The following is a 21972-nucleotide window of genomic DNA, read 5'->3' on the forward strand; positions in this document are numbered from 1 at the left end:
GATAAGCTAGATTAAGCTGAATTAAACTAAATGATTTAGTGTTTTATAAACTAGATGTGTTGGTAAACCAACAACATTAGCATAAGAACCTTCAATACTTGTAATGCCTATATGACCAATCCATTCTTGAATACCATAAGCTCCAGCTTTATCAAAAGGTTTATAATTTTCAATGTAGAAATCAATTTCGTTTTTAGTTAGTTCTTTAAAAGTAACTTTTGTTATGGCATTGACAGTTTTTTGAATTGAAGATGTTGTAAAACAAACCGAAGTAATGACCTCATGAGTTTTATTACTCATAGATTGAAGCATTTGAAAGGCTTCTTCTTTTGTGGAAGGTTTGCCTAGTGATTTGTTGTTGTTCCAAACGATGGTGTCACTTGTAATTAAAATATCATTAGGCTGCAATTCGTCTTTAAACGGAAGCGATTTTAACTGCGCTAAATAATCACTGATTTCAAAATGTCTTAACCGATTAGGATATTCTTCTTTAATAGGTTTTAAACGAACTTCAAAATCAAGACCTAAGTCTTTAAAAAATTGTTGTCTTCTAGGCGAACCTGAAGCTAAAATTAAGTGATGATTTTTCAGTGTATCGTTTAACATATCATTTTAATATATAAGAATAAAGTAGCATAGACAACATTCCGAAGAGCATAATAATTTTATAAACCATGCTAATATGTTTAAAATGAGATTTTGTTGTTGCTAAATACATCTTTATTGAAGCATACACTAATGGAGCAAAAACAAAAACTAAAAAATAACCAATAGCAATTTGATGTTTATATAAATAAGTGGTTATGTAATAGACAATAGCAGCAATGGGAAGTAAGCTAATAACTAAAGTAATATATTTGGCACGTTCACGACCAATAGCAATTGGAAGTGTATTCATTTGAGCCTTGTAATCGCCATCAACATCTTCAATATCTTTTATCATCTCACGAATTAAGTTGATTAAAAATGCGAATACAGCATAGTCAATCAAAATTTTAAAAAAAGTCATTTGAGTTGCTCGATTACTTTCAGTAATTGTAGGTATTAAATCAAATAGACCAACAATAAGAACACTCATAGCAACTAAAATTGAAATTAGAATATTGCCTATTAACGGAGTGCGTTTTAAAAAAGAAGCATAAACATATAATGCAGCCGAAATGATAACAAAGATTGAAAAAAACGGACTTTTACCAATACTATGAGATAAATAAAATCCTAAGCCAACACCAATAATATTCAAAACAATAAATAGATTAAAAGCTGTAGTTTCTGAAATTGATTTGCCGACAATAACGTTGTTTGGTTTGTTTACTGTATCGGTTTCTATATCGTAAATGTCGTTGATAATATTTCCAGCAGCTGCAATACAAATGGTTGCCAACATAAGTAGAGTAAAGCCAATCATATTAAGTTTTACATCAACTTGAAAAGGTTCGAATAAAGCCAATCGAATTAAAAGTTGCACGAATACAATTAGTAATAAGTTTTTGTAGCGAATAAGGTTTAAGATATGCAAGTGCTAAAAATTTATAGGTTGTAATATTCTCGAACTAATCGTATTTAGCATCAAAGTTGCCATCCCATTTGTTTTGAACTCTCATGACTTGTTCAATGACATCTCTAACAGCGCCTTTGCCACCATTTCTATGCGAAATATATTTACTGATGGTTTTAATTTCATACACAGCATCTTGTGGACAAGTTGGTAATCCTACTAGTTTCATTACAGGAACATCTGGAATGTCATCTCCCATATAAAGCATGTTTTCTAGCTTCAGATTTTTATTGGTTTTGTATTCATTAAGTTGATCTATCTTATTATGAACTCCAAGATAAATGTCTTTAATTCCTAGTCTTTCTAAGCGTTTTTGCACACCAAGATTACTTCCGCCAGAAATGATGCAAACATTATAGCCAGCATCTACAGCAGTTTTAAGCGCATAACCATCTTTTATATTCATACGTCTCAGCATATCGCCATTGGTCATAACAGTTACAGTGCCATCAGTAAGTACGCCATCAACATCAAAAATAAAGGTGTTAATGTGGTGTAAATATTCTTTATAGCTTTTATCTTCCATGAGTTTTTTTTATTGATTCGGTTAACAAATTATAGATAGCCTTATGATGCTCATTCTCTAAAGCTTTTAGGTGTTTTTTTATGGTTTTTTTATCGTTGCGTTTTGCTGGTCCAGTTTGTGCTTTATAAGGCGACATGTCCTGTACTTTTTTTGCAGTTTCTAAAATTAGAGGCTTCAGCATATCAAACTCAGCACCTTGAGATTCTGTAATTTCATGAGCAACACGATAAATCTGATTGGTAAAGTTGTTTACAAAAACAGCAGCCAAATGTAAAGAAGCACGTTGATCGCTATTGACACGTTTCACATGATTAGAAATACTAATGGCTAGACTCTTTAATGTTTTATAATCCGTTTTGACTAAGGTTTCTAAACAAATAGGAACTTCAGAAAAATCTACAGTTGCCGATTTAGAAAATGTTTGTAACGGATAAAACACACCACGTCTATTCTTTTTGTCAATATCATAAGCATTAACACTTCCAGAGGTATGCACCACGAAACGGTTTTCAAAAGGTAGCTTTGAAGATAGTTCAGAAATAGCATCATCACTAACAGCCAAAATGTAAATGTCGGCTTCGGTAAGTTGCGATATGTCGTCTAATATCTCGACCTCGTTTTTATAAGTTTCAATCGGTTTTAAACTTCGGTTAAACCATTGCTTAACTGTTACATCATTTGACGCTTGAAATGCTTTATATAAATGTGTCGCAACGTTGCCTGCTCCTAATAGTATTACTGAAATCATGTCGCTAAAATAAGGATATTTAGAGATAAACCTTTCTATCCTTGATAGATAATTTATTGGATTTTTCTAATTTTTTTATAGACCTAATAACCGTCTCAACTCTTAAACCTGTAAGGTCAGAAATTTGTTGTCTTGTTAAGTTGACTTCGTATAAAGTGGTCTTTCCAGAAGTTTCTTTTAAATGATTAAGCAAGGTAATTATTCTGTGCTCAGGAGGATGTATAGATACCTCTTTCATTATTTTTGCTTTATAAACCATACGTTTACATAGTATCGTTGTAAAGTTTAAGTGAATTTCTGGATGCGCTGTTAAGAGTTTAAAAAAGGAAGTTTTTGGCAACAAATAAACCGAAGTGTCATCAACGCATACAGCTGATGCTGGATATTTAAAATCAGTAAATAAAGGCGGCTCACCAAACGCATTTCCATCGTAAAAAAAACCTTGAATAAATTCTTTACCATCTCTGGTAAGGTTCAGCATTTTTACATTTCCGTGTTGAATTTGATAATAGTATTTAGCTGTCTCTTTCTCATTAAAAATGATTTGCCCTTTAGCATATTTTTTTATGCGTGCTTTATAAGTTTCTAGAACGTTATTAGGAATCATAGTGTTATGATTTGAATCATAAATAAACAAAGATACTTTATAGAAATTTGTATTAATAAAAAACACTATAATATTATGAATTTTTACAATAATCAATTAGAGGAATTTAAAAAGAGATACACAATTTATGTTCCAGTTACAATCATCTTACAAAGCTGCATTGGCTCTATTGCAGCAATGTGTATTTTAATGAATAGTACTCCCGATTTTTTCCCTTTTTTAGAACTAACTTTATGTGTTGTTACTGCTATGCTTTTTAACGCATCAGTTTTGGCACAATTAAAGCTTAAATTTGTGTTTAATTCATTAATTACCTCTCTTGTAATTAATATATTGTTAATTATAATAAACGTTATAAGATTAAGCTAAAAATGAATAAAAAAGACATTCAAAATAGAGAAGATATAGCTTTATTGGTTTCAGAATTTTATAAAAAAGTGCGACAAAATGAAACATTAGGCTCTTTTTTTAATGAAACGATAAAAGATTGGGAGCATCATTTAAATCACCTTACCACATTTTGGGAAACCAGTTTGTTTATGACAAAAAGATTGAAACATAAATATTACGGAAATCCTTTAGAAGCACATGTTAAGGTCGATAAGCAGTTTTATCATTCTATTACAGAACTACATTTTGGTATTTGGCTTAATCTTTGGTTTGAAACTTTAGACGAACTATTTGAAGGTGAGGTTGTTGAAAATGCAAAGCGTAGAGCTAGAAAAATGGGAACCTTTATGTATCTTAAAATTTTTGAAGCACGACAGAATTAAACACGTCATTTTTAACACATTTTTGAAATTAATTCATAGAAGGAAATGAACTAAAATAGCTACCTTTGCGCAGCTAAAAAAGTCACGTTAACCTTTAAACGAAAGCTATGCAGAAAAAAATTACCAACATTCTATTTTCAACACGTTTAACAGGTATTTTATTTATTGTTTTTGCAGTAGCAATGATAGTAGGTACTTTTTTAGATGCCAATCAAGAAACGTCTCCAACACCTTATACTAGACAGCTCATTTATAATACTTGGTGGTTTGAACTCATTATGGTATTATTTACTGTAAATTTTGTTGGTAATATCTTTAGATATCGATTGTTTAGTAAAAAGAAATGGGCAACTCTAACCTTACATTTAGCGTTCATCTTTATTTTTATTGGAGCTGGAATTACACGTTATATTGGTTACGAAGGCTGGATGCCAATTAGAGAAGGAGAAACCACTAATAATTTTTTAACCAGAGATATTTATGTAACAGCTTATATTGATGGTGATTTTGTTGTTGATGGAAAAGCACAACGTAAAGTGGTAAATAAACGTGTTGATTTTTCTGAACGCCTTGACAATGATTTTGAATTCACTAGCGATTACAATGGAACAGAAGTTAAAGTCGCTTTAGAAAAATTTATTAAAGGTGCTGAAATAGATGTCCTTCCAAATGACGAAGGAGAGTCGTATTTAAAAATTGTAGAATCTTCAGGAGGTGAACCTCATAATCACTATTTAAAAGATGGTGAAGATCAATTGATTCATAACTTAGTGTTTACGCTTAATAATCCTAAAAAAGGTGCTGTTAATATCACCTCAGATAATTCAGGAAATATCTCAATTGAGTCACCATTTGAAGGTGATTATATGACCATGGCAACTCGAGCTACTGGTCAGTTAGTTAAAGATTCAATTCAACCATTAATATTACGCTCAAGATATCAAATAGCTAATTTATCGATGGTGTTTCCTAAACCTATCATCAAAGGAAAGTTTGAGCTTGTTAAGCGATCTCAAATGCTTAGAGGCAGCGAAGATGGTGTGGTTATGAATATTACTGCTAATGGTGAAACTAAAAAAGTGAATCTTTTAGGTGGAGAATATATTAGCGGTCAATTTGAACAGATTAAAGTTGGTGGTTTAGATGTTGCTTTAAAATATGGTTCTATGGTAAAAGAGCTTCCGTTTAGTATTAAGCTTAACGATTTTATTGCTGAAGTTTATCCAGGAACAGAAGACAGCTTCTCATCTTTTGAAAGTAAAGTAACCGTTGTTGAAGACAATGCAGATGATTTTGATTTTCATATTTATATGAATAATATTTTAAATTATAAAGGCTATCGTTTTTTTCAAGCAAGTTTTGATCCAGATTTAAAAGGGACTAAGCTCTCAGTAAACCATGATCAATGGGGAACTTGGGTGACTTATTTTGGATACATATTATTGTATTTTGGTTTACTGGCTATCCTTTTTGATAAAGGAACACGATTTGCAGATTTAAAGCGCAATCTAGAGAAGGTTAAAGTAAAAAAATCAAAGCTAATTACCATTTTATTGTTATGCTTCGGATTAACTGGTTTTGCTCAAGAGCATACAGCAGATGATGGTCATGACCATGGAAAAGAGATTAAAATAGTAAAGCCAACTAAGGCTCAAATTGATTCAGTAATAAGAGCGAATATTACACCTAAACTGCATTCAGAATCCTTTGGTGAATTAGTAATTCAAGATTATAGCGGTCGAATGATGCCTATGAATACTTTTGCTTCTGAAGTATTACGAAAGGTAAGCAAGAAAGATCACTATGAAGAATTTGATCCTAATCAGGTTTTGCTTTCTATGCAAGAAAGTCCGTTGTTTTGGTATAATGTACCAATAATATATTTAGCTAAACGAAAAGCCGATTCAATAAGACATATTATAGGTGTTGATGAAAGTGAAAAATATGTGTCTATTACAGATTTTCTTGAAGAGGATGGAAGCTATAAATTAGCACCTTATTTAGAAGATGCATATAAAACGCAAGTTCCAAATGGATTTCAAAAAGAGTTTAAAGAAACAGACCAACGCATTAATTTGCTTTTTAATACAATTGAAGGACGTTCATTAAAGATTTTTCCTATTCCGAATGATGAAAAAAACACATGGATTTCACCAGTTGAATACAGAGAACAGTATGAAACTAAAGTCAATGATTCCATCTACGGAAAGTTTATTGAAAATAGTTTTGGCTACTACCTTTCTGAGTTGTATAAAGCCAAGCAAACAGGAGATTATAGTACTGCAAATAAATTACTAGATGGTTTTAAAAGGAATCAAGAAAAATTAGGAAGTGAAGTGATGCTTTCTGATGATAAAGTTAAAGCAGAGATACTTTATAACAAATACGATATTTTCAAAAGATTGTTCACTTGGTATTTATATGCTGGTGTATTAATGTTTATTCTACTCATCGTTCAAATTTTTAGAGATAAAAGCACGATTATAGATCGCCTTATAAAGTTACTTAGCTACACCATTTTAATTTTATTTGTGCTACATACTTTAGGACTTATTGTAAGATGGTATATTTCTGGTCATGCGCCTTGGAGTGATGCTTATGAATCTATGATTTATGTAGCTTGGGCTACCATGCTTTTTGGATTGATTTTTGGACGAAAAAGTTTACTCACTATTGCTGCTACAGCTTTTGTAACATCTATGTTGTTAATGGTTGCACATTTAAGTTGGATAGATCCAGCAATTGCCAATTTACAACCTGTTCTTGATAGTTATTGGTTAATGATTCATGTGGCTGTTATTGTAGCTAGTTATGGACCATTTACTTTAGGAATGGTGTTAGGTGTTACAGTAATGCTGTTAATGATTTTTACAACTGAAAAGAATAAGCAAAAAATGTCACTTAATATTCAAGAACTTACCATCATCAATGAAATGGCATTAACTGTTGGTTTAGTGATGTTGACTATCGGAAACTTCTTAGGTGGTATGTGGGCAAACGAAAGTTGGGGAAGATATTGGGGTTGGGATCCAAAAGAAACTTGGGCTTTAATTAGTATTATGGCTTATGCTTTCATTATTCATATGCGATTAATTCCAGGATTAAGAGGTCGTTTCGGATTTAATTTTGCGTCTATAATTGGAATTGCATTTATCATCTTTACATACTTTGGTGTTAATTTCTACCTTTCTGGATTACATTCTTATCAATCTGGACAGCAAATTTTAAGCTATCAGTACATTGCAGGAACTTTAGTTGCTGTTGCGCTTCTAGGATTTCTAGCTTACAGAAAATATCTCAAGTTTTATAAAAAATAGTTTTATAAATCCATGCTTTCTTAAAGCGTCAATTCGAGTAAATTTTACGATTGTAAATGAGTAAAGTTTGTATCGATAATAAGAATTCACTCATAATTCGCTACAAGTATAATTATAAAAACTCCTATAAACATTATTGCATTTGTTTATAGGAGTAGAAGTATAGTTGGCTTAAAACTTTATAATAATTTTCTTATTAAAAGTGTTTGTATTTGTAACTCCTTTTATGACATAATTTCCTTCTGAAATATTCTTTACTGGAATTTTTATTTCGTCAGACATAGGTAAGTTTGATGCATTCCAAGAACCAACAGTTTGACCAGCCATATTTATTAAGTACAATTGCTTTAATTGAATAGAACTTGGAGTTTTAATAAAAATTTCATCAGAACTTTGAAGGTAATTCACAACAATATCTTTAAACGTGTTGTCTATTACAGATAAGGTTGAATCTTCTTCAAATGTTAAGAAAAATCTATTGCTATAATGACCAGCATTTAGAGTCATTTGGAAACTCATATCGTTAAATTGAGTGTATGTACCTTCTAAAGCATCGTAAATAAACACATCAATTTCCTCGTCGAAATTTTCGAGATCAGCTAATTTAATTTCAATTGTTCCTCCATTTGTTAAATCAATATCAAGAGGATACGATTTACTAACATCAAAATTTCCTACACCTTGGATAACAAATTTTTCTCCTTCAATATTAAACGACATATCGTTAGGGAAGGTATCTTGATTTAATCCATCATAACCATAATCAATGTTATCAGTTGCAACTCCATCATTCATAAATCCTATAAGTAAATGTCGTGTAGCAGTTTCAGGAGTAACGAAATCTAAACGAATATATTTGTTATCATCTACATAGTCATTTTGAGTGTTTTCAATTTCTGAATAACCTGAACGTAAAAACATAGAGTTTCCACTAGATTCTTTAACAAAAGCACGTTGATTGTTATTAAAGGTTATAATTCCACCAGAAGCATTACCAGTCACAAAGAATCCTTGTGTAACAGGAACAAAACGTCTCGGAATTTTATTAGCAGTACCAACACCATTAATTTCAGGAGGAGAAACTGCTGCCACACCATTTGTTAGATTTAAGTAAGCATAACCACCTTCATATTCTGAAAGAACATGAGATGTATTATTTGGTGAATGCTCCCAGAAATATAAAGTTCCATCTAATAGTACCGAATTATTGTCATTAATAAAGGCATGTGCATCAAGAGCTGAAGGATAAGGATTTCCTACTAAGGCTTGATGACCACCAGCAACTGGTGATGTAATTGTACCATTGTTTGGTTGTCCAATAAAAGTGTAATCTTGAAGTAGGCCTGTGTTACCACTACCTTTCATGGTATAGCCTAAGCCAACAGCAATAGGACTGTTTTCATTAATAGCATTCCAACTCGCATAAGAGTTTTCTATATAATTTTCATAAAGATACAGCCATCTGCTACTTAGTGTTATAGGTGTTGTTGAGCTGTTTGCGTCATTACTGTTTGTCCATTGTAAAGGCAACGGATTAACTCCTGTTGCTGTATCATATAAAGTACTGCTGAGGTTATACGAAGTTCCGTTTGAACTTACAGGTGAACTCCAATAGTTGTAGCCATATAAATTGGTAGTGCCTTGTTGGTCGCGTTGTAATCTTCCAGAAGCACTGTAATTAACCACGCTTCCTGTATCTTGTATGAGTTGCGATTCTCCAACTAAATCTAATGTACCATCAATGCTTAAGTATTTACTCACTTGTAATAACTGACCATCAATAGGGTTTGAGTTTTCTACTGAAAATCTATTGGCAGCAACATCAAGTCCTGAGACTGAAATATTCCTGTTACCAGAACTAATATTGTGAGATGTTCTAACGATATTCCAGTTTATTGGATTTCCATTAACACCATTACTATTAGGAATCATTTGATCAGCACCATTTAGCCAAGTGTTAGAAGAGTTCCAATTTCCATTTTGAGCAGTTTGATATGGTAATGGCGCAGTTTCAGATTGTAAAGACGTCATGTTTCTTAAAACACCAATAACAGCTGCACTACCATTTGGAAGTAGTGTACCCGAAACAATATCTGTCCCTTGATTCATTTGATAATAACCATTGAGGTTATTCCAATTTAATCCTCCAGAAATATCTAGTGGAATTACAGAACCTCTTACATTTCCAACATTATCTTCTATTTCTTGATTCATCATTTCACGTATTTGTTGTGTAGATAACCCAACGTTCCATAGTCTGATTTCATCGAGCCATCCATCAAAATGATTTGTAGGATTAACGGTTTGTGTACTCATGGCTCCAATTAAACAATCGTAGGCGTTAGACGAAGGTGTCACTCCTCCAGCAGAGTTAATTAAAATTCCGTCGATATATAGACGATAGGTTCCAGAAGTATAAGTCAAAGCTATATGATACCAGCGTGACATATTTAATGTTTGAGATGAAGTAATTATACCCGAACCATTCCATCTAAATCGAACTCTGTTATTATGAATACTTAATTCGTAGCCTGTTATTAGGTTATTGATGTTTCTTTTAGAAATAATCGTTTGCGTCGTAGGTAAAGTGTTTTCACGTTTAATCCATGCTTCAATACTAAAATCTCCACTTAAATCAAAATTATTGCCTAAATTCACGTAATCATTTGCTCCATCAAAATCAATATTATTGGCGCAATTAGCAAAGGTAAATGTTACTGTGTCTGAAGAATCACCACAAGTTCCAACATTATCAATAGACCATTCCAATGTATAAGTTTCACCACTTTGTCCTGTAAAAGTGGATGTCGGACTGTTTATATCTGAAAATGAATATGTTGATGCTATTTGTCCAGAAGTTACTGTCCATGTTCCAGTTGCTCCAAAAGCCGTTATAGCATTGGCAGAAAGTGTTACAGTGACATCTTCACAATCTGCAGTAGGTGTTACTGTACCAGCATTTGCTATGGCATTACTATCATTTATAATTACTGAAGTCGTTGCAATAGCAGCAGGACAACCACCAACTGAAGGTGTTGTATAGGTAACTGTATAAGTACCATAAGTACTCGTACTAGGATCAATATCACCAGTACTAGCATTTAAACTTAATCCTGCTGGAGTGCTAGTAAACGTTCCTCCAGTATAAGCATTTGTACCATTTAAGTTTACTGATGCTAATGGATCTGTAATACAATATGCAGGTTCAAGATAGTTTATGGTTGCTGTAGCAGGTTCAGTAATATTCAATAAGGCATTTACCGAATTAATATCTGAACAGTACGTCCCAGAAACTACTACTGAATAATTTCCGGCATCAGCTAAGGTTGCATTGTTAACTGTATAAGATGCTCCAAAGGCACCAGGAATTGGACTACCATTAAAATACCATTGATAACTAGAAATATCTGTACCAGTAACCGTAAATGTTGCATCATCGCCAAGACATATGGTTTGATTACTTGGTGGTGTTGTAATACTTAAATTTTCAACACTTAATGTTGCTATGTTAGAGGTTACTGTGGTTGCGCAAATTGCCGTACCACTTACGACGACATAATAGTTGCCAATATCTGCAGTAGAAACATTAGTCACTGTTAAAGTGTTAGTGTTTCCGCCTATTGGATTATTTGATGGGTTGTACCATTGATAGCTTAAACCATCACCACTTGCAGTAACTGTAAAGGTTGCATCATCACCTGTACAAAGATTAACGTTTTGAGGCTGAGTATTAATCGTTGGAAGAGTTTCAATCGTAACGACCATACTGTCACTCACACCTGGACAAATTCCGTCACTAGGTGTATTGGTATAGGTTAAAGTCACAGTTCCAGTAAAAATATCTGCAGAACCTAGTATATAAGTACTTCCAGAAAACAAACCATTACCACTTGTACTCCAAATACCAACAGCATTAGAGCCACCAAGACTTGCAGATGAGAGATCTACAGTGTCATCTTCACAAACCGTAACATCTAATCCTGCGTTTACGGTTGCTGGTTGATTTAGTGTCACTGTTACAGATTCATTTATTGTAACGCCACAGTTATTGCCACCTCCAGGATATGTTGTTGGAGCATATCGTACACGATTAAGTGAGTATGTTGTTGTAGATGTAGGAGATACACTTAAGGAATAATTACCACTTGCATCAAGTGTAACCCAAGTATTTCCGCTACCATCATTATATCTAATTTGAGCATTTGGCGTTCCAGAGAATGTTACTGTTGTTGAATCACCTTCACATAAAGTCACATCTGAAGATAGAATCTCAGCTTCAGGATTTTCGAGAATGTGGATTTGCATGGTGCTTTCTAAATCATTGCACCAAAAGAAACTGTCTGCAAGTAATGAAATGGTTATAATGTCTCCAGGTTGCGCAGAAGCAGGAATGGTATAAACGCTTGTTTCAGTGACATCATAGACGTCTGTACAAACAGGAGTACACCACCAACACCACCAAGGATCAGTAACACAATCTTCACCTACGTATCCTGTTGAAAAACTACCTCCAGCTCCATTGTCACTCCATGTCCACTCATCAAAGTCTAAGCCTCCATCGTCACCAGCCATAGTGACATTTGTTGTGCCTGCACATACATAAATGTCTGGACCAGCGTCTATATCACTCGATGTAAAATTGAATACTACAAACCTAGATATACTAGTTGATGTTCCACAAGAATTTGTAGCTGAAACTGTAATGGTTTCGAACAAGGCAAACCCATTAACATCTAATATAACTTCATTTGTGCCTTGACCAGTTTGAATAGAAAAGCCTCCAGTAACCGTCCATGTATAATAATCGACATTAGGATCATTTGGAACAGAATAGGTAGCTTCAGCTATTGGACAAATAAAAGAGGATGGTCCAGTTATAGAAGAAGGCAGTGTCGGAATACCATTATTCACAATAATATTTCCCGAGATGCTATCTCCAGGACCACAACCAGTTGTTGTTACAGTATAATTGTATAGACCTGCTTGAGTCGATGAACCACTTATCGTGTAAATACCAGTGCCTGAATTATAATTACCTGTTATTCCTGAAGGTAAAGCAGGTGTACTCGTTAAAATTGCACCAGTAGCTCCAGAATTTAACTGAAACTGTATTGGTGTCATTGCAGTATTATCGTTACAAACACTAATATCTGTACTTGCTGAAGCTAATGTTATATTGGCATCAGGAGCCACAGTTATGGTGCCATTTGCTGTAGCTGCTCCACAACCATTACTCGTTACTGTATAATTGAATGTTCCAATCTGACTAGTAGAGCCACTTATTGTAAGATTTCCTCCTAAATAGTTTCCAGTAATTCCAACAGGTAATCCCGTTACTGTTGCATTTGTAGCATTACTAATTGCATATACAATATTAGTGATACTTCCGTTATTACAAATTAACTGGTTATCGTTAGCGGTAGTTAGTGTAATTGTAGCATCTGGAGTAACAGTCATTGTTAGACTTTCTGTTGCAGGAACAGGATTAGCACAGGTCGCATTAGAAGACACTTCTACAGAAATCACATCACCATCTACAATGGTAGTTGTCGTATAGGAATTTGAATTGCTTCCAACTGGTGTTGCATTGATGTACCATTGATACGATGGATTCGATCCACCATTGGTTAACCCTGTGACAAAAAATGTTAGGTTTTCTCCTAAACACGCAGGATTTGATGAAGCATTTAAAATATAGGATACTGGCAAATTAGGGTTTACTGTCATGGTAATGACATTACTTTGTTCTGCAATAGCACAACTAGATAAATCTGAAGTCATTGTAACATAAACCTGATCTCCATCATTTAAAGTATTAGTTGTAAATGTATCTGTTGTAATTCCTGTTGAAACATTATTTACAAACCATTCGTAAACTGGAGAAGTTCCTCCGTTAATTGGTGAAGCTGTAAAGGTTACATTGCTATTGGCACATACAATATTGCTTGGAGTACTTATGGTTACTGATGCATTGTCGGCAGCATCAGTTATTGTTACAGTTGCAATACAGGTGTCAGAATTACCAGCAGCATCAGTCACAGTAAGCGTTACTGAATTATCACCAATATCGTTACAGTCAAAATTTGTTTGCGATAAAGTCAATGTGTCAATAGTACAATTATCGGTTGAGTTATTATTAATATCGTTTGGAGAAATTGTAGCTGTTCCTAAAACTGGATCTAATTGAATAGAAATATTTTGACATATAGCACTTGGATTTTCATTGTCTTCTACGGTTACATTTTGAGTACATGTAGCTGTTAATGCGTAACCATCAGTTGCTGTCCATGTAACGATGGTTGTTCCTACAGGAAATACAGCTGGAGCATCATTGGTAAAACTTACTGAACAATTATCGTTCGTAGTTGGCGTACCCAAATTAACACTACTTGCCGTACAAAGTCCAGCATCTGTATCAATAGTTATATCAGAAGGACATATAATTGATGGTGCAGTATTGTCAACAACTGTAACTGTTTGATCACAGGTTGCTGTTAATCCAGATGCATCGGTTGCAGTCCAAGTTACTGTGAATGTGCCTACAGGTAATGGCAATAAGGATGATAAATTATTAGTAACACTTGAAATACTACAGTTGTCTGAGGTTGTTGGAGTTCCTAAGTTTACTGAAGTAACTTCACAATTGGCATCAGCATTTACTGTGACAGCTGTCGGACAAGTTATACTTGGTGCTTCATTGTCATTGACAATTACATCAAATGAACATGTTACTGAATTTCCTGAAGCATCAACTGCTTCAAAGGTGTTTGTTGTTGTTCCAACAGGAAATACACTTCCAGACGGTAATCCAGCAATTTGTGTTATTGTCACACTAGAACAAGTGTCAGAACCTGTTGGAGTTGCAAATGTTACAACTGCAGAACACAATCCAGTATCATTTGTTGTAGTGATATCTGAAGGACATGAAACTGTTGGATTCATATTATCTTCAACCGTTACGATAGCAATACACGTATCGGTTTGACCATTACCATCATCAACAGTGAGTGTGACATTATTGGTACCTAGATTAGTACAATCGAATGTTGTTTGTGAAGCTGAAAGTGTTACATTTCCGCAGTTATCAGACGAACCATTATCAATATCAGCAGCAACGATGCTTGCATTTCCAGCAGCATCTAATTGAATGGTAATGTCTTGACAGCTCGCAGTAGGATTTATATTATCTTCAACCGTTACGATAGCAGTACACGTATCGGTTTGACCATTACCATCATCGACAGTGAGTGTGACATTATTGGTACCTAGATTAGTACAATCAAACGTTGTTTGTGAAGCTGAAAGCGTTACGTTTCCACAGTTATCAGACGAACCATTATCAATATCAGCAGCAACGATGCTAGCATTACCAGCAGCATCCAACTGAATGGTAATATCTTGACAGCTCGCAGTTGGATTTATGTTATCTTCAACCGTTACGATAGCAATACACGTATCGGTTTGACCATTACCATCATCAACAGTGAGTGTGACATTATTAGCACCTAAATTGGTACAATCGAATGTTGTTTGTGAAGCTGAAAGCGTTACGTTTCCACAGTTGTCAGACGAACCATTATCAATATCGGAAGCAACAATGCTAGCATTACCAGCAGCATCCAACTGAATGGTAATGTCTTGACAGCTCGCAGTAGGATTTATGTTATCTTCAACCGTTACGATAGCAATACACGTATCGGTTTGACCATTACCATCATCAACAGTGAGTGTGACATTATTGGCACCTAAATTGGTACAATCAAACGAAGTTTGTGAAGCTGAAAGTATTACGTTTCCGCAGTTATCAGATGAACCATTATCAATATCAGCAGCAACGATGCTAGCATTTCCAGCAACATCTAATTGAATGGTAATATCTTGACAGCTCGCAGTTGGATTTATGTTATCTTCAACCATTACGATAGCAGTACAAGTATCAGTTTGACCATAAGTATCTGTAACTGTTAATGTAATATTGTTAGCACCTAAATTGGTACAATCGAATGCAGTTTGAGAAGCAACTAACGATACAATTCCGAAGTCATCGGAAGAATTATTATCAATATCGGAAGCAATAATGCTCGCATTACCAGCAGCATCTAATTGAATGGTAATATCTTGACAGATTGCTGTTGGAGGATTGTCAACTCTAAAAGTTGCACTATAATTAGCTCCACTGTTATTAATATAGTAAGTGTTATCAGCGATATTATCACTATTCCAATCAACTTCAGCTCTAGTGTAAACCTCTAAAATATAGTCACCAGAAGATAATCCGTTAAGCACATTGATATTTGCTCCTGAGGATTCCCATGTTTGATCTAGACTAGTGCCACTGCAATAATTAGAAGTACCATTATCGACATTAGATAATATTTCGGAAGGGATAAATGCATTTGGTGTATTTGATGCTAAATAGATTCTGTAATCTATAAAGCCATTCATAATATTATGAGTTCCACATTTGTAAGTTTGATTTTGGGCTCCATTTAGAACCAATGTGTTACTTGGAGTAAAAGTACCAAGGTTGGCACCATCAAAATCAGTATTGCTTGTATTTATATTTAAATCATAGTAAGTATTACCAGAATTATTGATATTTAATATAGCGTAACTTTCATAAATGTTGGATGCATTTTGACCATAGAAGTTAAATGAAACCAGTATTATGATTATTAAACAATAAATCTTACCGCAAGTAATATGTCTCATAATAGTACCTTTTTAGGAGGTATAGTTATAACAACCTCAGTTTTTAATTAGAGGGACTCGATTGTAAATGGACTATTAATGTGTAAGGGAGCAGTAAAACTACTATCAACAATATGAATATTAGAATTAAATCGGTGTATGGTATAAATAATCTATTAACTAAGATTAAGGGTTTGGGTTTTAGGTTTTTAAGTGTTTTTTTTTGAATTGTGTAGAGGAAGGCGTGAAAGATACTTTAAGCGATAAAATTAATACACTTAAATGTTAATAGAAGGATGAGATAGTGCTTTTAGTTTATTATAATTAATTTCATTGAAGTTAGATATTATCATATCAGATTTATTATAATCTTGTCCTTTAGAATGCAGACTTTTAAAAGCAATACAAAATAGTTTAGCTGCTTTAGCTGCTATAATGCCATTTGTTGAATCTTCAATTACAAAACAGTCGTTTGGTTTTTGTTCAGATAATTCAGCAGCTTTTATGAAAATTTCAGGATCTGGTTTAGAGGCCTCTAAATCGGCACCACTAATTTTAGCTTTAAAATATTGGTCTAAATCAAAACGTTTGAAAATACGATTGATGTTATCCATAGAGGCAGAAGATGCTAAAACTAGTGTCATTTCGTTAGTATGATAATCTTTGATTAACTCAAGAACACCATCAATTAATGATAAGCTTTTATCATGTTCAAACAGGTATTTAAAATGGTCACGTTTAATATCAACAAGTGTATGTGCTGAAATGGGTAAATTAAAATGAGATACTAATTGCTCACAAATTGCAAACGTAGATTGTCCAGTAAAAGAAGCATATAAATCTTCTGAAACTGTAATGTTAACGTCAAAAAACATTTGGAAGTAAGCCTTACGATGTAATGGTTCGGTATCAACAATAACACCATCCATATCAAATAATACAGCTTTAAACATATAGTTTAATTTGTTGGTTGTTACGAATATAAATAAAAACATACTGATTATCAATGTCATTAAAATACAATTGATAACGTGCACGAATGTTCGATAAACGGTAAGTAATAACACCATCTTTAAAAGTTCTATTTTGATTTTATAAAAAAAAGCTGCAACTTTGGCGCATGATTGATTAAGTCACACTTCGGAATAACACCTCACAGGTGTACATTAATGTAGGTCAAGTAATTTACTCGTCCTATTCTTGTTTATTTTTTACTCTTATATCATGTCAAAATCAATCATTTCAATAAAACAATTTTTTTCATTATTTAGGTTAGCCATTTCTGGAAGAGCACAAGACTTCACAACAGGTAGCATTCGAAAAGCAGTATTTCTCTTATCAGTTCCAATGATTTTAGAAATGTTAATGGAATCGGTGTTTGCAGTTGTCGATATCTTTTTTGTTTCAAAGGTTAGCGTAAATGCAGTAGCTACTATTGGTCTCACTGAATCTGTAGTGACTTTAATTTACGCGATAGCTATTGGACTTAGTATGGCTGCAACTGCCATTGTTGCTAGGCGAATTGGCGAAAAAGATGTTAGTGGTGCTTCACAGGCAGCAGTGCAAGTTATTTTTCTCGGAGTTGCAGTCGCTGTAATCATAAGTATTATTGGAATTATGTTTCCTAAAGAAATTTTGCAACTCATGGGAGGAGCACCAGATTTAATTGAAGAGGGTTATGGTTATACTCAAATCTTGTTAGGAGGAAATGTAACCATAATGCTTTTGTTTTTAATCAATGCTATTTTTAGAGGAGCTGGTGATGCTTCCATCGCTATGTGGACACTCATTTTATCAAATGGCTTAAATATTATTCTAGATCCTATTTTAATTTTCGGATTTGGGCCAATCCCAGAACTAGGAGTTAAAGGAGCAGCAATAGCAACAACAATAGGTAGAGGTGCAGCTGTAATATTTCAATTGTTCATACTATGTTATGGTTGGAGTAAAATTAAAATTCAATTAAAAGATATTGTTCTTAGAATAGGAGTGATGCTCAATTTGATTAAAGTGTCTCTAGGCGGAATAGGACAATTTTTGATTGGTACATCTTCTTGGGTGTTTTTAATGCGTATTATGAGTGAGTTTGGAAGCGAAGTACTTGCTGGTTATACGATTGCTATTAGAGTTATGATGTTTACATTGATGCCAGCTTGGGGAATGAGTAATGCAGCAGCTACTTTGGTTGGACAAAATCTAGGTGCTAATCAACCTGAACGCGCAGAGCGTTCTGTTTGGAAAACTGGGAAGTATTGTGCCTATTTTATGGGAATTGTTTCTATTGGTTACCTTGTTTTTGCAACAGAGATTATTTCTTGGTTTTCTTTAGAGCCAAACGTGATTAAAAACGGAAGCCTCTGTTTACGAATCATGGCAGCAGGTTATGTTTTCTATGCTTATGGTATGGTAGTTATTAACTCATTTAACGGTTCTGGCGACACTCTAACACCAACCATAATAAACTTTATATGTTTTTGGTTGTTTCAATTGCCATTTGCTTACATTATGGCTTTAACTTTTGATTTCGGACCAACTGGTGTCTTTTTAGCAATTGTAATTGCTGAAATTTTAATTTCTGTGATAGCCATTATTTGGTTTAAAAAAGGACGATGGAAGCTAATAAAAGTTTGAATTATTGTAAATTGAACCTAAATTAAAAATTCAATTATGCCTAAACAAAAGTTAGGAGTGAATACCATTTGCACTCATGTTGGAGAAATTAAAGATGAACAATTTAAAGGCGCAATTTCTCCTATATATTTATCGACATCTTATGAGTTTGACAATGTTGATGTTAAGCGTTATCCTCGATATTTTAACACGCCAAATCAAGAGCATTTAGTAAAGAAGATTGCTGCATTAGAACACGCTGAAGATGCTTTAGTTTTTGGTAGTGGAATGGCAGCGATTAGTCATTTGTTTTTAGCATTTTTACAAAAAGGAGATCATTTGGTCGTACAAAACACTTTGTATGGAGGAACTCGTAATTTTATAAAAAGTGAATTACCAAAATACGGAATAGAGTTTACTTTTACCAATGGCTATCAAGTGTCAGATTTTGAAGCTGCTATTCAACCTAACACAAAATTGATTCATATTGAAACACCTTCAAATCCATTATTAACCATTACAGACATAAGAGCTGTAGCCGATTTGGCAAAATCTAAAGGCATTGTATCTTCAATAGATAACACTTTTGCTAGTCCGATTAATCAAAATCCAATAGACTTTGGGATTGACTTAGTGATGCATTCTGCAACAAAGTACTTAGGAGGTCATAGTGATATTTTAGCTGGTGCAGTTGCTGGTTCAAAATCTCACATTGAGCGTATCTGGAACGTAGGTATTAATCTTGGAGGAAGTTTAAGCGATTTTACGGTTTGGATGCTTGAACGTAGTATGAAAACGTTAGCATTGCGAGTTAAAGAACAGAATAAAAATGCTCGTAAATTAGCTAAGTTTTTAGCGAAGAACGATAAAATTGCCAAGGTAAATTATCCTGGCTTGAAATCGCATCCACAACATAAATTAGCAAAACAACAAATGCATGATTTTGGAGGTATGCTATCTTTTGAATTGGTTAAAGACATTGATGCTATGGCATTTCTAAACCAATTGCAACTAATTAAATCATCAATGAGTTTAGCTGGTGTTGAAAGCACGATGTTACTACCTTCTAAAACTTCTCACGCGCTTTTAACACCGCAAGAAAGAGAAGCTGTAGGAATTAGTAATCATTTGATACGGTTTTCAGTAGGTATTGAGGACTTTAAAGATTTAAGAAACGATATAAAACAAGCTTTGACTAAAGTTAAAACTGAAACGTTTGCATAAAAATAATATACATTCAAAAGGGTATGATTTTAATACGCTTACAGGTGAATTTCCTCAATTGGAGAGATTTGTATTTAAAAATAAATATGGAAAAACAACCATAGACTTTGCAAACTCTAAAGCTGTTAAAGTATTAAATACTGCGTTGTTAAAAGTTTATTATGGAGTTGAATACTGGGAGTTTTCAGACGAAAATTTATGTCCTCCAATTCCAGGTAGAGTCGAGTATATTCATGTGTTAGATGAGTTGTTGCAAACTTCTAGATTAAAACAGGAAATTACGATTTTAGATATAGGAACTGGTGCAACTTGTATTTATCCTCTTTTAGGTCATAAGGTTTATAATTGGAATTTTATCGCTTCAGAAATAGATGCAAAAGCATTTGAAAATGCTAAACTGATAGTAGACAAAAATTACTTAAACCCAAATATAGAATTGCGATTTCAAGATAATTCGCAAAAGATTTTAGATGGTGTTTTACATACTTCGGAAAAAATTACAGCTACACTTTGCAATCCTCCATTTTATAAAAATGAAGCTGAAGCAAATGAAGCCACAAACCGAAAGCTTAAAGGTTTAGGCCATATGTCAAATCAAGTCACTCGAAACTTTAGTGGTACTACAAACGAACTTTGGTATCCAGGAGGAGAAAAAGCGTTTCTGCATAATTATTTGTATCAAAGTTCTTTGTTTAAAACCAATTGTTATTGGTATACAAGTTTAGTGTCTAAAAAAGAACATATAAAATCAATGCAAAACTCTCTTAAAAAATTAGGTGCAACAGCTGTAAATGTTATGCAAATGTCTTTAGGAAATAAAATTAGTAGAGTAGTGGCTTGGACATTTTTAACTAAAAAAGAACAACAAGATTGGCTTATATAATGTCCATTAGAATTTGTAATTTGCAGATTATTATTTAAATATATGAAACTAGATATACTCGCTTTTGGAGCGCATCCTGATGATGTAGAATTGGGTTGTGGAGCTACTATAGCTAAAGAAATTGCTAACGGAAAAAAAGTTGGTATTGTAGATTTAACGCGAGGCGAATTAGGAACTCGTGGTACAGCAGAAACAAGAGATCAAGAAGCAAGAGAAGCTGCTAAAATTCTTGGTGTTTCTGTGAGGGAAAATTTAGCTTTTGCTGATGGTTTTTTTGTTAACGATAAAACACATCAATTAGAAGTGATTAAAATGATTAGGAAGTATCAACCAGAAGTGGTTTTGTGTAATGCTATTGATGATAGACATATAGATCATGGAAAAGGAAGTCAATTGGTTAGTGATGCTTGTTTTTTAAGCGGTTTGTTAAAGATTGAAACAGAGTTTGATGGTGTTAAGCAAGAAAGATGGCGACCAAAACAAGTGTATCACTATATTCAATGGAAGCATTTAGAGCCAGATTTTGTAGTAGATGTTTCAGGTTTTATAGATATTAAAATGGCTTCAGTATTAGCCTATAAAACACAATTTTTTGATCCAAAAAGTAATGAACCTCAAACTCCTATTTCGAGCAAAAACTTTACAGATAGCATTCATTATAGAGCTAGAGACTTGGGACGATTAATTGGAGTAGAGCATGCTGAAGGTTTTACGGTTGAACGTTATGTGGCTGTAGATAATTTATTTGATTTAAAGTAATAATTTTAAAAAAAGACTTTGTTGTAATTGCGAAATGATTTACATTTGCACACGCATTACAAAAATGCTATAACATGATAGTTCTTAGATTTGTTTAGAGCTTTCATTTTTTAAGTTTTTTTAAACTTAAAAAAGTTAAACATGGTGGTTGTAGCTCAGTTGGTTAGAGCATTGGTTTGTGGTACCAAGGGTCGTGGGTTCGAATCCCATCATCCACCCAAAAGGAAAAGCTTCTCAGAAATGAGGAGCTTTTTTTGTGAACGCATTTGCGTAAGC

14 protein-coding genes and 1 tRNA gene are annotated in these 21972 nt (G+C 33.6%); 8 read left to right on the top strand and 7 right to left on the bottom strand.

Translation table 11 applies throughout. The annotated features are described in order from the left end of the window. Nucleotides 1–21: 21 nt before the first annotated feature. The 5 genes from ACP15M_RS00120 to ACP15M_RS00140 are packed head-to-tail and all read right to left on the bottom strand — an operon-like array spanning nt 22 to nt 3439. Nucleotides 22–606 (bottom strand): Maf-like protein, encoded by a 585-nt coding sequence (locus ACP15M_RS00120; RefSeq protein WP_425075130.1) that lies wholly within the window; start codon nt 604–606, stop codon nt 22–24. 1 nt (nt 607) lies between these two features. Continuing rightward, entirely contained in the window at nt 608–1519 is a 912-nt protein-coding gene (locus tag ACP15M_RS00125; RefSeq protein WP_425075131.1) for a geranylgeranylglycerol-phosphate geranylgeranyltransferase, read from the bottom strand. Between the two features lie 34 nt (nt 1520–1553). Beyond that, entirely contained in the window at nt 1554–2084 is a 531-nt protein-coding gene (locus tag ACP15M_RS00130) for a KdsC family phosphatase (RefSeq protein ID WP_425075132.1), read from the bottom strand. Beyond that, a complete protein-coding gene (locus ACP15M_RS00135) occupies nt 2074–2832 on the bottom strand; it encodes a Rossmann-like and DUF2520 domain-containing protein (RefSeq protein WP_425075133.1) in 759 nt (252 codons plus the stop codon). Before ACP15M_RS00135 ends, ACP15M_RS00130 begins: the two co-directional genes overlap by 11 nt. A gap of 19 nt (nt 2833–2851) precedes the next feature. Then, nucleotides 2852–3439, bottom strand: a complete 588-nt coding sequence (locus ACP15M_RS00140) for a Crp/Fnr family transcriptional regulator (protein ID WP_425075134.1) — start codon at nt 3437–3439, stop codon at nt 2852–2854. A gap of 75 nt (nt 3440–3514) precedes the next feature. Here ACP15M_RS00140 and ACP15M_RS00145 point away from each other — a divergent pair, with 75 nt between their 5' ends. The 3 genes from ACP15M_RS00145 to ccsA all read left to right on the top strand — a co-directional run bounded on the left by ACP15M_RS00145 (nt 3515) and on the right by ccsA (nt 7529). Then, on the top strand, nt 3515–3808 hold the full coding sequence (locus tag ACP15M_RS00145) for a hypothetical protein (protein ID WP_425075135.1): 294 nt from the start codon (nt 3515–3517) through the stop codon (nt 3806–3808). 2 nt (nt 3809–3810) lie between these two features. Continuing rightward, nucleotides 3811–4212: a group III truncated hemoglobin gene (locus tag ACP15M_RS00150; RefSeq protein ID WP_425075136.1), complete on the top strand. Its 402-nt coding sequence runs from the start codon at nt 3811–3813 to the stop codon at nt 4210–4212. A 107-nt stretch (nt 4213–4319) separates the two neighbouring features. Beyond that, a complete protein-coding gene (ccsA, locus tag ACP15M_RS00155) occupies nt 4320–7529 on the top strand; it encodes a cytochrome c biogenesis protein CcsA (RefSeq protein WP_425075137.1) in 3210 nt (1069 codons plus the stop codon). A gap of 171 nt (nt 7530–7700) precedes the next feature. Here the strand turns inward: ccsA and ACP15M_RS00160 are convergent, their stop codons facing one another. Further along, nucleotides 7701–16241: an HYR domain-containing protein gene (locus ACP15M_RS00160; protein WP_425075138.1), complete on the bottom strand. Its 8541-nt coding sequence runs from the start codon at nt 16239–16241 to the stop codon at nt 7701–7703. A 257-nt stretch (nt 16242–16498) separates the two neighbouring features. After that, a complete protein-coding gene (locus ACP15M_RS00165; protein WP_425075139.1) occupies nt 16499–17173 on the bottom strand; it encodes an HAD family hydrolase in 675 nt (224 codons plus the stop codon). A 271-nt stretch (nt 17174–17444) separates the two neighbouring features. On the opposite strand from ACP15M_RS00165, the gene ACP15M_RS00170 reads away from it, so the two are divergent. From ACP15M_RS00170 to ACP15M_RS00190, 5 genes are all read left to right on the top strand, one after another. Next, the gene (locus ACP15M_RS00170; RefSeq protein ID WP_425075140.1) at nt 17445–18851 is read left to right on the top strand and encodes an MATE family efflux transporter; all 1407 of its coding nucleotides are present in this window, start codon (nt 17445–17447) and stop codon (nt 18849–18851) included. 36 nt (nt 18852–18887) lie between these two features. Beyond that, a complete protein-coding gene (locus ACP15M_RS00175) occupies nt 18888–20054 on the top strand; it encodes a trans-sulfuration enzyme family protein (RefSeq protein WP_425075141.1) in 1167 nt (388 codons plus the stop codon). Further along, nucleotides 20047–20937, top strand: coding sequence for a 23S rRNA (adenine(1618)-N(6))-methyltransferase RlmF (rlmF, locus tag ACP15M_RS00180; RefSeq protein WP_425075142.1), 891 nt, complete (start codon nt 20047–20049; stop codon nt 20935–20937). The genes ACP15M_RS00175 and rlmF overlap by 8 nt, the downstream gene beginning before the upstream one ends. Nucleotides 20938–20979: 42 nt before the next feature. Next, nucleotides 20980–21696: a bacillithiol biosynthesis deacetylase BshB1 gene (gene bshB1, locus ACP15M_RS00185; protein ID WP_425075143.1), complete on the top strand. Its 717-nt coding sequence runs from the start codon at nt 20980–20982 to the stop codon at nt 21694–21696. A 144-nt stretch (nt 21697–21840) separates the two neighbouring features. Then, nucleotides 21841–21914 (top strand) — tRNA-His (locus tag ACP15M_RS00190). The last annotated feature ends 58 nt before the right edge of the window (nt 21915–21972 follow it).

Origin of the sequence: Psychroserpens sp. S379A, from assembly GCF_049800755.1 — a bacterium.
GTDB lineage: Bacteria > Bacteroidota > Bacteroidia > Flavobacteriales > Flavobacteriaceae > Psychroserpens.

What these genes read in the sequence shown, in the direction of transcription:
- ACP15M_RS00120 (WP_425075130.1), bottom strand. Translation starts at nt 606, where the DNA reads ATGTTAAACGATACACTGAAAAATCATCACTTAATTTTAGCTTCAGGT.
- ACP15M_RS00130 (WP_425075132.1), bottom strand. Translation starts at nt 2,084, where the DNA reads ATGGAAGATAAAAGCTATAAAGAATATTTACACCACATTAACACCTTT.
- ACP15M_RS00135 (WP_425075133.1), bottom strand. Translation starts at nt 2,832, where the DNA reads ATGATTTCAGTAATACTATTAGGAGCAGGCAACGTTGCGACACATTTA.
- ACP15M_RS00140 (WP_425075134.1), bottom strand. Translation starts at nt 3,439, where the DNA reads ATGATTCCTAATAACGTTCTAGAAACTTATAAAGCACGCATAAAAAAA.
- ACP15M_RS00145 (WP_425075135.1), top strand. Translation starts at nt 3,515, where the DNA reads ATGAATTTTTACAATAATCAATTAGAGGAATTTAAAAAGAGATACACA.
- ACP15M_RS00150 (WP_425075136.1), top strand. Translation starts at nt 3,811, where the DNA reads ATGAATAAAAAAGACATTCAAAATAGAGAAGATATAGCTTTATTGGTT.
- ccsA (WP_425075137.1), top strand. Translation starts at nt 4,320, where the DNA reads ATGCAGAAAAAAATTACCAACATTCTATTTTCAACACGTTTAACAGGT.
- ACP15M_RS00160 (WP_425075138.1), bottom strand. Translation starts at nt 16,241, where the DNA reads ATGAGACATATTACTTGCGGTAAGATTTATTGTTTAATAATCATAATA.
- ACP15M_RS00165 (WP_425075139.1), bottom strand. Translation starts at nt 17,173, where the DNA reads ATGTTTAAAGCTGTATTATTTGATATGGATGGTGTTATTGTTGATACC.
- ACP15M_RS00170 (WP_425075140.1), top strand. Translation starts at nt 17,445, where the DNA reads ATGTCAAAATCAATCATTTCAATAAAACAATTTTTTTCATTATTTAGG.
- ACP15M_RS00175 (WP_425075141.1), top strand. Translation starts at nt 18,888, where the DNA reads ATGCCTAAACAAAAGTTAGGAGTGAATACCATTTGCACTCATGTTGGA.
- bshB1 (WP_425075143.1), top strand. Translation starts at nt 20,980, where the DNA reads ATGAAACTAGATATACTCGCTTTTGGAGCGCATCCTGATGATGTAGAA.